Origin of the sequence: Cryobacterium sp. MLB-32, assembly GCF_000738085.1 — a bacterium.
In the GTDB taxonomy this organism is placed as follows: Bacteria; Actinomycetota; Actinomycetes; order Actinomycetales; family Microbacteriaceae; genus Cryobacterium.
The window spans coordinates 1-13,676 of the sequence record NZ_JPRS01000075.1 but is presented as its reverse complement, the minus strand read 5'-3'; the positions used below and the strand labels follow the sequence as shown (position 1 = coordinate 13,676).

Below are 13,676 nucleotides of genomic sequence, written 5' to 3'. Positions count from 1 at the left end.
TAGAACTCTAGGGACGACAGACAAACCTGTCTATCCGCATAAAGTCCCCAGTACAGGGGTAGAAATTTCGTCTAGTTATGGACTTCTGGGAGTATCGGTCGGAAAACCTGAAGCATTCTCGGTTTTCGATATCTGTCATCCACGCTGGAAGCGATAGGAGACCAGACGTACCACCTGCCCGAGCGGGTTGCTCCCAGCGCCATACGCCAGACTGAATGTCACACCAGAAGGAGCCGCATGAGTGAGCTAGCCACCGAGACCGGCACCACCGGACCATCGATCGTGTGGTTTCGCGACGACCTGCGCCTCGCCGACCACCCCGCCCTGCACCAGGCGATGACCCGCGGCGCCCCGGTCGTGGCGGTGTTCGTACTCGATGAGGAGTCTCCCGGTGTGCGCCCGCTTGGCGGTGCCTCCCGCTGGTGGCTGCACAACAGCCTGCTGTCTCTTACGGCCTCTCTCGCCCGACTGGGCGTACCGCTCGTGCTTCGTCGAGGCCCCGCAGAGACCATCATCACGGAGCTCGCCGCCGCGACCGCGGCATCGGCTGTCTATTGGAATCGGCGTTACGGTCAGGCGGAACGCGACGTCGACACCCGCGTCAAGGCCCGGTTGCGCACCGCCGGAACCGAGGCGCAGAGCTTCGCCGGCTCACTGCTCTTCGAACCGTGGACGATTCAGACCGGCCAGGGTAATCCCTACTCCGTCTTCACCCCGTTCTGGCGCGCCTGCCTTGCCGCCCCCCTACCGCGCGCCCCGCACCCGGCCCCCGGCTCTCTCGCGCGGTGGCCAGGCGAGGTTCCGTCCGACGACCTCGCGACGTGGCACCTCGAACCAACCCGGCCGGACTGGGCCGACGGCTTGCGGGCCCTGTGGCAGCCGGGTGAGGCATCCGCTCAGGAGCGGCTCGCCGATTTTCTGCACGAGAGCCTCGGTCGCTATGCCGACGAGCGCGACCTGCCGGCCGAAGACGCCACCTCGCGGTTGTCCCCGCACCTGCGCTGGGGAGAAGTCAGCCCGTACCAGGTGTGGCATGAAACCCGACTGGCGAGCGAGGGCCTGACCGGCTCTGCCGCGAAGGGTGCCGTACGCTTTCTCACCGAGCTGGGCTGGCGCGAGTTCAGCTACCACGTGCTGTTCCATGCCCCCCAGATCGCCACCGACAATTGGAAGCCCGATTTCGATGCCTTCCCCTGGCAGCCCCTCGACCAGAACGCTCTCGAGGCCTGGCAGCAGGGACGCACCGGGTTTGCGCTCGTCGACGCGGGCATGCGGGAGCTGTGGCGCACGGGAACCATGCACAACCGGGTGCGCATGGTCACGGCGTCGTTTCTCACCAAGAACCTCCTCATCGATTGGCGCGAGGGCGAACGGTGGTTCTGGGACACCCTCGTCGACGCCGACCCGGCGAGCAACCCCGCCAGTTGGCAGTGGGTCGCCGGCTCCGGAGCGGATGCGGCACCCTACTTCCGTATTTTCAATCCCGAGCTGCAGTTCGCCAAGTTCGATCCGCATCAGTCCTATGTGCGCGCCAACGTGCCGGAGTGGGGAACGGATGCCTACCCCGAGCCGATCGTGGACCTCGGCGAGACACGACGCGCGGCCCTGGCCGCGTACGAGACCGTGAAGGCCGCGAAGGGGCTCTAGTTCGGTGCAAAGGACCGTGGTTCAGAGGCGGCGCTCGAGCACGTAATCGTTTTCGAGCACGCCCCCCAGGAGGAATGTCTTGCTGCCCACGCGGGTGAAGCCCTGCTTTTCGTAGAAACGGATGGCGCGGGCGTTGAGTTGGTTCACACCGAGCCACGCACCCTCGGCACCGCGTTCGCGGGCCACCTCCAGGGTCGCCGCCATCAGCGCCGCGGCAAGCCCGCCGCCATGACTGCCGGCGCGCACGTAGCACTTGCTCACCTCGATGGTGGGGCGGATGGCGATCGCCGCGCTCACGTCGGGGTCGGTCGGGCCGCCGAAATTCATCATGGTGTAACCGAGCAGGGTGTCATCAACGTCGGCCACGAGCAGGATGCGTCCGGGGTCTGCCAGGTAGGCCCGGAAATTGCGCTCACCCAGAACGTCCCGTAAAAATTCTTCGATGGCGGCGACGGTGGTGTCCGGCGGACAGGCCAACTCGAAAGTGGCGGCGGCCAGCTCGGCCAGTGCCGGGGCATCCGCTGTGGTCGCGATCCGTATTGTGCTCACGGCTCAACACTAGGCCGCGGCTACGGCTTCTCGCTCTGGTCCCTCCTCGTCGTCGGAGGAGAAGGCCACCCAGAAGCTCAGGCAGCAGAGCACGAGCGACCCCAGGGTCAGCGGGTTTTGGAAGTACACGACCCAGAACCCGAGCTTCGGCGGCGACGCGACCACCCCACCGATCACGTCGGCGGCAAGAACTGCGCTTGCGTCGTCGGCCTCATTGGCGTCTCCCCGGGTCACGAGACCGCCGTCGGCATTCACGGCCACAAACCGGTGGGTCACCACATGGCCATCACGCATAAAGGTGATCACCTGACCCAGGGAATATTCGTGGGCCTGAACCACCACCAGGCTTTCGGGTGGGATGGTCGGGATCATCGACCCCGTCTGCACCACGTAGGCGCGGTAGGGCAAGATCCCCGTGGCGATCAGAACGACGGGCGCCCCGACCAGGGCCACTACGGTGACGACAATCGCCACCATTCTCACAATCCTCGCCACGGTCCTCGTCCCTCGATGTTCACCGGAAATCGGGAGCGGATGCCGACGACTGTTGGCGGCTTCCGCTCCCGACGTACTCACCTAGGGCGTCTGACCGACCTGCGTGGCCACGATCTGGTACGGGAGTCCGTAGCCTGCAATCGTCGGGGCAGGTTGGTTTTTCTGCGCAACGGGGAATGCGTTCCAGGTGCCGCCGCCGGCTTCACTCTGCTTCACGAGCTTCCCCGCGTAAGCGAAGGTGAACGACACGTTTCCGGACACACCAGGCGCCATGTCAGAGGCGAGCTTGTAGGACGGCAGGAGAGGGTTACACAGCCCTGCGCTCGGACCAAACGGTCCGCAGGTGTTGTCCGTCACCGCCACGTTGGACTTCCCGTCGCTCAGGTTGGTCGAGTCCAACAGGGCGGTGCCGTTTGCCGCGAGGTGGAACTCGCCGTACGTGCCGAGGTCGTTCAGCGCGTGCAGGGCTTCGGGGTTGTTGAAGACGACCCACACATCCTGGTTGTTCAGGCCGGTGTTGGTGTAGCGCGAGGTCACGGTCTGCGGAGTGCCGGGCAGAAGGTTCGTGAATGTCAGTCCCAGGCTGTCCGTCCCCGTCCCATCGGTACCGGCTACCTTGATCGAGCCGACGGTGCCAGAGACCTGTCCCTGAGCAGTGTCGGTGAAGTATGCCCCGGTCGGGCCCAATGCCGCGAGAGCCATTGACAGGGCCACAGCCACTCCGCCGGCCCCGAAAATCATTTTCTTACGACTTTTCATTTTGTTCACGTTCGTCCTTTTCTCGTAATCGAGTCGTGCAGAACGGAACGACAGTGTGGATCCCCACCATCCCCCCAATGAAAACCCTATGAAGGACAGACGATACTGTCTGTCCCCTTTTGCCCCCCACAAGTCGGGTCGACAGATCTGTGACTACCCCCAGAACAACCGAAAAAGCGGGCAGCCGCCCCACGGAGTCGTGGAGTCGGCTACCCGCCGTGCAGCGATGTAGGCGCTTGAGAAGTCAGGCGGAGCGAACCACCTTAGAAGAAGCGAGCATAGGCTCCCACGGTGAGGAAGCTCGGGAACTCGGGTTCGAGCGCCGCCGTGCGCAGCACCTGCAGGGCGTCGTCGTAGCGGTCGCCGGCTGCGCGCTCGAGGCCGGCAACGGTCTCGGCGAGGAGCTCTTCAACCCAGGCGGAATCGATGCGGCGCCCTTCCACCGTGACCGAGTTCTCGTGGATCCACTGCCACAGCTGTGAACGTGAGATCTCTGCGGTGGCGGCGTCTTCCATCAGATTGTCGATGGCCGCGGCCCCGACGCCACGGAGCCAGCTCTCGATGTAGCGCAGGGAGACGAGCAGGTTGCTGCGCACTCCGTCTTCGGAGATGGTGCCCCCGATCGAGCCCACGTCGAGCAGCTGTGCTGCGGTCACCTCAACCTCGGGGCGCGTGCGCTCGAGCTGGTTGGCGTTCTCGCCGAGCACCTCGTCGAACTCGGCCTGCGCCGTGGGGATCAGGTCCGGGTGGGCCACCCAGGTGCCGTCGAAACCGTCCGTCGCCTCGCGGCGCTTGTCGGCCGTCACCTGCGCGAAAGCACGCTCGGTCACCTCCGGGTCGCGGCGGTTCGGGATGAACGCGCTCATGCCGCCGATGGCGTAGGCGCCGCGGCGGTGGCAGGTCGCCACGAGCAGTTCGGTGTAGGCGCGCATGCAGGGCACGGTCATGGTGATCTGCTTGCGGTCGGGGAAGACGAAGCGGCGACCGCGGGCCCGGAACGTCTTGATGATGCTGAAGATGTAGTCCCAGCGCCCGGCGTTCAGTCCGGCACAGTGGTCGCGCAGTTCGAAGAGGATCTCGTCCATCTCAAAGGCGGCCTGGATCGTCTCGATGAGCACCGTGGCCCGGATGGTGCCGTGCTCGATTCCGAGGCGGTCCTCGGAATAGCTGAAGATGTCATCCCACAGACGAGCTTCCTTGTGGCTTTCGAGCTTCGGCAGGTAGAAGTACGGTCCGTTGCCCTTTTCGATCAGCTTCTGGGCATTGTGGAAGAAATACAGGCCGAAGTCGATCAGGCTTCCCGATGCCTTCATGCGACGGCTGGCCCGGTCGACGAAGGTCACGTGCTTCTCCACGAGGTGCCAGCCGCGCGGGCGCATCACGATCGTGGGGGTCTGCTCGCCCACGGTGTACTGCTTGCCCTCGGGGCTGGTGTAGCTGAGCTGGTCACGCACGGCATCGATGAGGGTGATCTGGCCTTCGACCACATTCGCCCAGGTAGGGCTCGTCGCGTCTTCCTGGTCGGCAAGCCACACCTTCGCACCGGAGTTCAACGCGTTGATGGCCATCTTGCGGTCGGTGGGTCCGGTGATTTCCACGCGACGGTCCTCGAGACCGGGACCGGCGCCGGCGACGGTCCACTCGGTGTCCTGACGGATGTGCGCGGTCTCGTTCAGGAATTTGGGGTCCCGCCCGTTCGCGGCATCCACCCGGGTCTGCAACCGAGCGGCCAGCAGGTCGTGCCGGGTGCCGGCGAATCGTTCGTGGAGTTCGGCGAGGAACTCGAGCGCCTCCGGCGTGAGCACCTCGTCGTAGCGGTCGCCGAGCGGCCCGGTGACCTCGAGGTGCGGGCGAATCGTGGCGAAGCTGCCGGTGTTGGTCTTGACCTGGGTCGCGCCTGTCGCCGGGCGATCGATGGTCCCAGGGATTGTGGTCGTCATGGTGAATCTCCTCAAGTGATGGTTGCGCTGCGGGGTGGTGGTGATGCCGGTTGCCTACGCCATAACTCTCTCGCCTACGCACGCACCCGAACCGGAATTGTTTGTGAGAATAAATGCAGTTCTTCTGTTTTATGAAACTTTTTCGTGCCACACTGAGCCATGGTCAGTTCCGGCACCGTCACTCTTCCCCCGCTCATCGAAGAAAAATCTGAGCTGGATGCGCTCACCCTGGGTCGCCGCATCCGTGAACTGCGTGCCGAGAAGCGCATGACGCTCGACACCCTGGCCGCGGCCATCGATCGTGCGCCGTCGCAGCTGTCGATGATCGAGAACGGCAAGCGCGAACCGCGCCTCTCGATGCTGCGCACGATCGCTGCCGCTCTGGACACCACCGTCGACGATCTCTTGAAGACGGATGCCCCGTCCGAGCGGGCCGCCCTCGAAATCTCGGTCGAGCGTGCCCAGCGCGGTCCGGTCTTCGAAGCCCTGGGCCTGCCCCGCATCCGGGTGTCAAAGGGCCAGAGCGACGAAACCCTGCACACCATCCTGAGTCTGCACAACGAAATCGAACGTCTGCACCGCGAGCGCGCGGCGACCCCTGAGCAGGCGCGCCGAGCCAACGCGGAGCTGCGCGCGATCATGCGTCAGCAGGACAACTACTTCCCCGAACTCGAGGCACTCGCCCTTGAGTTGCTGGGGGCTGTCGGTCATTCGGGCGGCCCGGTGTCCCAGCAGCTCATCGCGGACATGGCGACGCACCTCGGATATTCACTGCACTACGTGAACGACCTGCCACATTCCACCCGCTCGGTCACCGACAAACTCAACGGGCGCATCTACCTGCCCACCGAGAGATCCGCCTCGGGGGACTCCCGCCCACCGATTCTGCAGGCCTTCGCCAGCCACCTCTGCGGTCACGACGAACCGAAAAATTACGCCGATTTTCTGCGGCAGCGCGTGGAAACGAACTATCTCACCGCCGCCATCCTGCTGCCGGAGCGCGATGCCGTGCGCATGCTCACCGAGGCGAAGACCCTGCGTCGCATCTCGATGGAGGATCTCCGCGATGCCTTCTCGGTGTCCTACGAGACCGCGGCGCACCGGTTCACCAACCTTGCGACGGCGCGGCTCGACATTCCGGTGCACTTCATGAAGGTGCATGAATCCGGCACGATCATCAAGGCCTACGAAAACGACTCGGTGCGGTTTCCGAGCGATGCCCTCGGCGCGGTCGAGGGCGCGACCGTGTGCCGCACCTGGACCGCGCGAACGGTCTTCGACGTGGCCGACCGGTTCAGCGCCTTCTATCAATACACCGATATGCAGGCCGGAACGTTCTGGTGTACGTCCCGAATCGAGAAGGCCAAGGAGGGCGAGTATTCGGTGAGCGTGGGTGTTCCCTTCAACGAGGTGAAGTGGTTCCGCGGCCGCGAGACGCCCAACCGTTCGGTGTCGAAGTGCCCCGACGAGTCCTGCTGCCGGATGCCCCCGAGCAATCTGGCCGATCGCTGGGCGGCCAACTCCTGGCCGGCCGCCCGCACGCCCACAAGCCTGCTCGCTGCCCTGCCCACCGGCACGTTCCCCGGAGTCGACCAGACCGAGGTCTACCAGTTTCTCGAGAACCATTCCCCCAAGGTTTCCGCCTAACCATTCCAGATCTGAGGGCCGGCCAGCAGGGTCTCCTCAGGAAATGCAACGCATTTCCCTATCCCACGGTGGCGCGAAGCGCCCGACCAGCTCGAACGCTCATCCGTCACGCCTCGACGAACGAACCGACAGACGAAAAACCCGCCCGTCCAGACCTGAGGGACAGGAAAACCGCCGGTCGAGGCGCGAGGCACGAGCGATCGAGACCAGGCGAGACGTTCCGCCGGGCCGAGTCGCGGTGCCACCGTGACGAACGGAAGCTCAGCGCTCGCGGGTGATCTCTACCGTCACGAACAGCTGGGACCCGAAGGGACCCGCATACACGCCGCGGAGCGGCGCCACGTCGTTGTAGTCGCGTCCCCGGCCCACCGCGACGTGCCAGTCTCCGATGTCGATGGAGTTGGTCGGGTCGAATCCGCGCCACTGCCCGCAGAACCACTCGACCCAGGCGTGGGATTCGCCCACGACCGTCTCGCCGATCTCGGCATCCGGTTTCGGGTGAAGATAGCCGGAAACATAACGAGCGGGGATACCGACCGAGCGCAGGGCGCCGAGGGCGATGTGGGTGATGTCCTGGCACACGCCCCGCCCGTCAACCCAGGCCTCCTTCGCCGTGGAATGCACCCCCGTGACCCCGTGCATGTACTGCATGCGGTCACCGATGACCTCGCAAATCTCAAGGGCCGCATCGGTCGGCCGGAGGTGCCGAGCGGCGATCTCGGCCGCCAACTTCTCCACCTCTGGCGAAGGTTCCGTGAGGAGGGTCTGCCACGAGTGTTCGATGGAGGCCGTCGTCGCCGCGGACACCCTCTCGAGGTCCGGCCAGAGCACCGAATCCTCCGGGCACGGGGCCGGATGTACCTCGACGAGGCTCACGGCCGTGAGCGAGAGCTCGCGGTGGGGGGTCAGAACTTCGAATGACGAGACCTTGGTTCCCCAGTAGTCCAGGTACCCGTGCTGGCCGGACACCGGAGAAATATCGAGGTGAGAGAACAGCACGAATTGGTCGCTCGAGCTCACGGGAAGCATGCGGGCTTCGTTGTATGAGGCCCCCACCTCGCCCTCGTAGCGGTATCCCGTGACGTGGCGGATGCGCAGGCGGTTCATGATGCCTCCCCCGTCCAGGACTGGGAGGCGTGGGTCGGAAAGTAGCGGTCAGCGATGGCCTCCGAGGCAGTGCTCGTGGCTCGCTGCACGATGGCCATCTGTTCGGGCAAATCGCTCAGCACCTCTGTGATCGGCTTATATTCCAACTGGCTGCGGATGCGTCCGAGCAGACGCAGCGACCGGTCCGACACCCCGACACGGTCCATGCGCGGTTCCATCTCGCGCAGGCACCTCTCGGCCTGGGTGATGGAGTAGACCACGGAGCGCGGGAACAACCGGTCGAGGAGCAGATATTCGGCCGCATTCTGGGCCGACGAGACACCGCGATAGGTACGCAAATACGATTCGTAGGCACCGCAGGATCGCAAAATGGTGGTCCAGGACGGCGCGCTCGCGTGGGTGAGCGACCGGGTGGCGAGAAGCCGGGAGGTCATGTTGGCTTGCTCGAGGCTGCGGCCCAGCGTGAAGAACAACCACGCTTCGTCGCGGCTCGCGCTCGACTCCACAATTCCCACCGCGAGCGCCGCGCGTTCACGCACCCAGGCGAAGTAGTCGTGGGTCTTTTCGCTCGCGATCTTTCGCGGCATCCGGGCGTGAGTGGCGTTGAGGCACTCCCACAGCTCTGTAGACACGATTTCGCGAGCGCGGCGGGCATTCTCCCGCGCGGCGCCGAGCGCATACGCGATTGATCCCGGATGCATGCGGTCAAGAGCGAGGGTGGCGAGCACGTCCGCCCGGGTGATCAGCCGCCCTGTCGCCGCATCGTGGCCCATCAGGTGCAGCAACGACCGGCAGGCGGTGTTCTCGTCAATCCACGGGTCTTCGAGAAGCAGTTGCAGGTGCGCATCGAGAATACGCGCGGTCCCGTCGCTGCGCTCGATGTAGCGCCCGATCCAAAACAGACTCTCTGCGATCCGACTGAGCATTACGCTGCCCCCTCCACGAGTCCCTGTTGCTGCATTTGCGGCTGACTGCTGCGAGCAGGCGCACCCTCGGGCGGTGCCTGATCGACGGGCACGTGGTCGCTCGGCTTTCGAATGACGGGAATGGACTGGGTCGTCGCGGCCTGCTCGGCGACAAGCTCCGGAATCCCCCGCCCGGACACGTCCACGAAGTCCCGCGCCGTGCCGAGTACCCAGGTGTCCTTGGATCCGCCGCCCTGGCTGGAGTTGACGACGAGCTCTCCCTCCGGCAGCGCAACCCGGGTGAGACCGCCCGGGAGCACCCAGACGTCCGTTCCGTCGTTGACGGCGAAGGGCCGGAGATCGGCGTGCCGGGGACGCAGTCCCTCTTCGACGAGCGTGGGGATAGTGGACAGCTGAACGACCGGCTGGGCGATCCATCCCCGCGGATCGTTGATCAGTTGGCGGCGCAGCGTGTCCAGTTCTTTCCGGGACGCAGCGGGGCCCACCACGAGCCCTTTGCCGCCGGAACCGTCGACGGGCTTCACGACGAGTTCGTCGAGCCGGTCGAGCACCTCGTCGAGCGCGCCGGGATCTTCGAGGCGCCACGTGTCGACATTGGGGATGATCGCGTCCTCACCGAGGTAGTACTTGATGAGGTCGGGCAGGTAGGTGTAGACGAGCTTGTCGTCCGCCACCCCGTTTCCCACGGCGTTGGCGATGGTCACGTTGCCGAGGCGCGCGGCCATCATGATTCCCGGCGACCCGAGCTCCGAATCGGCACGAAACTGCAGCGGATCGAGGAACTCGTCGTCCACGCGGCGATAGATCACGTCGACACGGGTCGGCCCCGCGGTGGTGCGCATCCACACGTGTCCGCCGGAGCAGAACAGGTCGCGCCCTTCGACGAGCTCCACTCCCATCAAGCGGGCCAGGAGCGTGTGCTCGAAATACGCCGAGTTGTAGATCCCCGGCGTCAGCACCACGATCGTGGGGTCTCCCCCGCACGCCGGCGCCGCCGCGCGCAGGCCTGCAGGAGCTTGCCGGGATAGTCGCCCACGGGCCGAATCGACATCGATGAAAACAGCTCGGGCAGAGTCTGAGCCATCACGCGCCGGTTGGAGATGACGTAGCTGACACCGCTCGGCACGCGCACGTTGTCTTCGAGCACCCGCCAGGCGCCCTTTTCATCGCGGATGAGATCGATTCCGGACACCTGAATGCGCACGTTGTTCGCCGACACGATTCCCGCTGCCTGTCGGTGAAAGTGCGTGGAGGAACTGATCAGACCGGCCGGGATCACCCCGTCTCGCACCGCCGCCTGCGGGCCGTAGATGTCCTCCAGAAAGGCTTCGAGCGCCAGGACCCGCTGCGTGATCCCCGATTCAACGGTGACCCACTCCGGTTGCTCGATCACTCGCGGAACGGCGTCGAGCGGGAACGGTCGTTCCTCACCCGCGAAGTCGAAGGTGACCCCCTGGGCCAGATACGAGCTCGCCAAGGCGTCGGCGCGCCCGCGCAACTCTTCCTGGGTCATCCGCGCGAGCGCGCTGTAGACGTCTTTATAGGCCGCGCGAGCTTCGCCCCGGTCAAGGGACGAGGTGTCGGGGAACATCTCGTCCCACGGGCGCGCGGCATCTCGGCGGGGACGCGAAGAAGAGGTACTGCCATATCCAGCGAACAGGTCGACCATGACGCGAGCGTAGTGCCCGAGTGTTGCGGCTGCGTTTCGGCCAAAAGGGGCATGCCGGCACGGTTCCTTTGCTGGGCTTCCGGAGCGCGAATCCATCCAACCCTTTCTGGGGGCAATTTGTATGCAAAGATTCTATGTACTCAGGCGTTTTAGCATGTTCGTGCCAGTGCAAGCGCAGCTTCACCCCTATATTGCATACATTGGCGTCGGCAGCCATACCGGACTGCGGTGCCCAAACATGAAACGTGAACAGTCCGTGATCCCCTCCGTCCCTCGCCGCAGCCGCAGCCGCAAGGATGAAACGCCGGGCGCACGTTCCAGCCAGCGCCGCTGGGTTCCCGTGGCGGGCGTCTGCGCGGTCGCCGGCCTCGTTCTCGCGGCGCTCGTCCTCGTGCCGCGGGGTGACACGATCGACTGGTTCCTGCAGCGGATGCCGCTGACCGTGGGCGCTTCCCTCGCGACGACGGCGCTGGCCGCGGTGACGGGCATCCTCTTGGCCCCGATTGCTGCCCGCCGAGGCACCAGCCGTGAGCGTGCGCTGCGCGCCGTGGCACTCGGGGGATATGTCGTGCCCGCTCTCTGGGTGACTCTCGCGCTCGTGGCCACCATCGCGTCCACGCCGGGGAGCACGCTCCCGTCACGGTATATGCCGATCATGGAGTCCGGCCCCGAATGGCTGGCCTCGCTCGCGCTTCCTCTGATTGCCCTCACCGCGGGGTTGGGCGCGGCCCTGGCCCGTCAACTCGCCCAGGCATCCGGCGGCCTGTTGGACTCCGATCGCGTTCGCACGATGCTCAGCCGTGGACTTTCCAACAGATATGTCTTCCACCGTCACGTTCTGCCACGTGTTTTCCCCACGGCAGCAGCGGTGCTCATCCTGCACTTTCTGGGCCTATCCCTCGGACTCCTGATCTTTGACGCGATCGTGACGCGCGATCTCCCCCCAACTGTCGCCCCTGCGCCGGGGACCGCCCCGTGGGGGTCGATAGCCCGAGACACCCTGCAGAGCTCGGCCGAAAACCTCGTCGCAGGGTGGGCGCCGATCGTCCTTGTGCTGCTGACTCTGGCCTCGATGGCGGCTCTCGGTCTCGCTATCCGGCGAAGGCTGCGTGTCGTGGCACCCTCTGGGACTTTTCCGAGTTTCCCTGACGCTACTGCCGAACCCGCCGACTCCGATGAGCCGACGCCGTCCATCTGGTATCGCTCCTCAGCGCTGCTCGATATACGGGGTCTGCGCATCCGATCGGGGGCCGGGCCGGAGGCACCGGAAATTGTGTCGGGGGTATCGCTGACGATCGCTCGCGGGGAGGCTGTGGGCCTGCTCGGGAACGACTGCTCCGGGGCGCACGAGATTGCGCTCGCGATGGCCGGGCTTCTCGGCCCCGGACAGGCGATTTCCGGTGGGTCTATCCTCTTCGATGGCATCGAGCTGGTCGGGATGCCCGAGCGCTCCCTCACCAGGCTGCGGGGAACGGGAGTGGCCTACCTGCCGGCGAATCCTCTCGCGAGCCTGGACCCGGCGTTCACGGTCGCCGGCCATCTCCGTGCCCCTCTGCGCACGACCATGGGCCTGTCGACGGATGCCGCCAACGCACGGTCGCGAGAATTGCTCCGCTCTGTGGGCTTCAGCGACCCGGGCGCGGTTCTCGCGCTCCGGCCCGCGGATCTCACCCCGATCATGGCCGAGCGCGTGTTGATTGCCGGGACGATGTCCTGCAATCCTCATCTGCTCATCGCGCACGAGCCCGCCGCGACACTGGCGCCGCACGACGAGTCCCTCATCCTCATGCTCCTGCACCGGCTTCAGAAGGAACGCGGGCTCACGATCATCGTCGTCACCGGCAGCGTCCGGCTGCTGGCCGAGACGTGCCGCCAGGTGGCCGTGGTGCAGGCGGGCATGATCGTCGAGCATGCGTCAATCAGCGACCTCTTTGACGCGCCGCAGCATCCGTATACGCGCGAGCTACTGGCCGGCGACTCTACCCGCTAGTCGAAGCATCGACGCACGTACTGTCGACCTCACCGCCACGGGACATCATATTTCGCGCCGCCAGAATGTGCGATCGCATGGCGACTTCGGCCCACAGGGCGTCCCCGGACGCGAGGGCGGTGAGAATGTCCCGATGGTGGTGATTGGAACGAGCCCGGTGCTCCGCGCCGTTGGCCCGAAACCGACTCTCCATCATGGGCACACGCGACACCGACTCGGTGAGGGACAGCAACTGAGCGCTGCCTGACGCCACAACGATGGTCTGATGGAACTGGGCGTTGAGCACACCGAGCGCCGCAATGCCCGCGTCATCGGTCGCCTGCACGAAATCGTCCATCCGCACGATCAGCAACTCGAGGAGCTGGAGATCCGCGGCTTCGATTCGCGCAGCGGCCAGGCCCGCTGCCCGGCTCTCCAGCGCGGCACGCATGAAGTACGTTTCTCGCATCTGCTCCACGGTCCAGGCGAGCACGGTCGCACCCCTATTGGGAATGAACTCCACCAGCCCCGCCGAATCGAGCCGCCGCAGCGCTTCACGAACCGGAGTGCGGCTCACCCCGAGCTCTTCGGCCAGCGCCTGCTCTCGCAGCGTCGCGTGCGCCGGAAGCTCACCGGACAGAATGCGGGCCCGCAAAGACTCAAACGCCACCTGTGCGCCCGTCGTCGGGGCGGCATCCACCTCAGCCACTGCGCGCCGCCCCTCGGAAACCTAACCAGGTTACCTACCGGGGCTAGATACCTAACTCTGCCATACTCAACGAATTCCCTGAGGGGGGTAGACAGCACGTGCACAATCATGCATAGGTGCCACACTCTCGGTCGAATCAGTGCCGTGCGGTATCGTCAGCCTAGGGCGAATTGCCCCTAGTCGACAGGGCTGTCGCGACAGCGCAACTGCCCATGCCGTCTTGACTCCCCGTGAAAGGACCGCCATGGCCACCCGTGAA

The 13,676-nt window shown here is 65.4% G+C and carries 10 protein-coding genes and 1 pseudogene; 3 read left to right on the top strand and 8 right to left on the bottom strand.

Features of this window, described 5'->3' with window-relative positions; genetic code table 11:
- Positions 1-237: 237 nt before the first annotated feature.
- Entirely contained in the window at positions 238-1,647 is a 1,410-nt protein-coding gene (locus JF66_RS09785; protein WP_051973370.1) for a deoxyribodipyrimidine photo-lyase, read from the top strand.
- A gap of 21 nt (positions 1,648-1,668) precedes the next feature.
- Here the strand turns inward: JF66_RS09785 and JF66_RS09780 are convergent, their stop codons facing one another.
- From JF66_RS09780 to aceB, 4 genes are all read right to left on the bottom strand, one after another.
- Positions 1,669-2,196, bottom strand: a complete 528-nt coding sequence (locus tag JF66_RS09780; protein ID WP_035877425.1) for a GNAT family N-acetyltransferase — start codon at positions 2,194-2,196, stop codon at positions 1,669-1,671.
- 9 nt (positions 2,197-2,205) lie between these two features.
- Complete coding sequence (locus tag JF66_RS21690; RefSeq protein WP_051973369.1) at positions 2,206-2,673, bottom strand: signal peptidase I; 468 nt, start codon at positions 2,671-2,673, stop codon at positions 2,206-2,208.
- Positions 2,674-2,772: 99 nt separating this feature from the next.
- Complete coding sequence (locus tag JF66_RS09770; protein ID WP_156109725.1) at positions 2,773-3,459, bottom strand: hypothetical protein; 687 nt, start codon at positions 3,457-3,459, stop codon at positions 2,773-2,775.
- A gap of 254 nt (positions 3,460-3,713) precedes the next feature.
- On the bottom strand, positions 3,714-5,390 hold the full coding sequence (gene aceB, locus JF66_RS09765) for a malate synthase A (protein ID WP_081882287.1): 1,677 nt from the start codon (positions 5,388-5,390) through the stop codon (positions 3,714-3,716).
- Positions 5,391-5,549: 159 nt separating this feature from the next.
- Between aceB and JF66_RS09760 the strand changes: the two genes are divergently transcribed.
- Entirely contained in the window at positions 5,550-7,037 is a 1,488-nt protein-coding gene (locus JF66_RS09760; protein ID WP_051973368.1) for a helix-turn-helix domain-containing protein, read from the top strand.
- A 261-nt stretch (positions 7,038-7,298) separates the two neighbouring features.
- Here JF66_RS09760 and JF66_RS09755 read toward each other — a convergent pair whose 3' ends face one another.
- The 3 genes and pseudogenes from JF66_RS09755 to JF66_RS09745 form a co-directional block, all read right to left on the bottom strand.
- On the bottom strand, positions 7,299-8,144 hold the full coding sequence (locus JF66_RS09755) for a transglutaminase family protein (RefSeq protein WP_035877423.1): 846 nt from the start codon (positions 8,142-8,144) through the stop codon (positions 7,299-7,301).
- On the bottom strand, positions 8,141-9,070 hold the full coding sequence (locus JF66_RS09750; protein WP_035877422.1) for an alpha-E domain-containing protein: 930 nt from the start codon (positions 9,068-9,070) through the stop codon (positions 8,141-8,143). The genes JF66_RS09755 and JF66_RS09750 overlap by 4 nt, the downstream gene beginning before the upstream one ends.
- Positions 9,070-10,739, bottom strand: a pseudogene (locus JF66_RS09745) (circularly permuted type 2 ATP-grasp protein). The gene JF66_RS09750 and the pseudogene JF66_RS09745 overlap by 1 nt, the downstream one beginning before the upstream one ends.
- 238 nt (positions 10,740-10,977) lie before the next feature.
- On the opposite strand from JF66_RS09745, the gene JF66_RS21685 reads away from it, so the two are divergent.
- A complete protein-coding gene (locus JF66_RS21685) occupies positions 10,978-12,729 on the top strand; it encodes an ABC transporter permease subunit (RefSeq protein WP_051973367.1) in 1,752 nt (583 codons plus the stop codon).
- Here JF66_RS21685 and JF66_RS24300 read toward each other — a convergent pair.
- Entirely contained in the window at positions 12,719-13,417 is a 699-nt protein-coding gene (locus JF66_RS24300; RefSeq protein ID WP_051973366.1) for a GntR family transcriptional regulator, read from the bottom strand. The two genes, JF66_RS21685 and JF66_RS24300, sit on opposite strands and share 11 nt — an antisense overlap.
- Positions 13,418-13,676 lie beyond the last annotated feature (259 nt).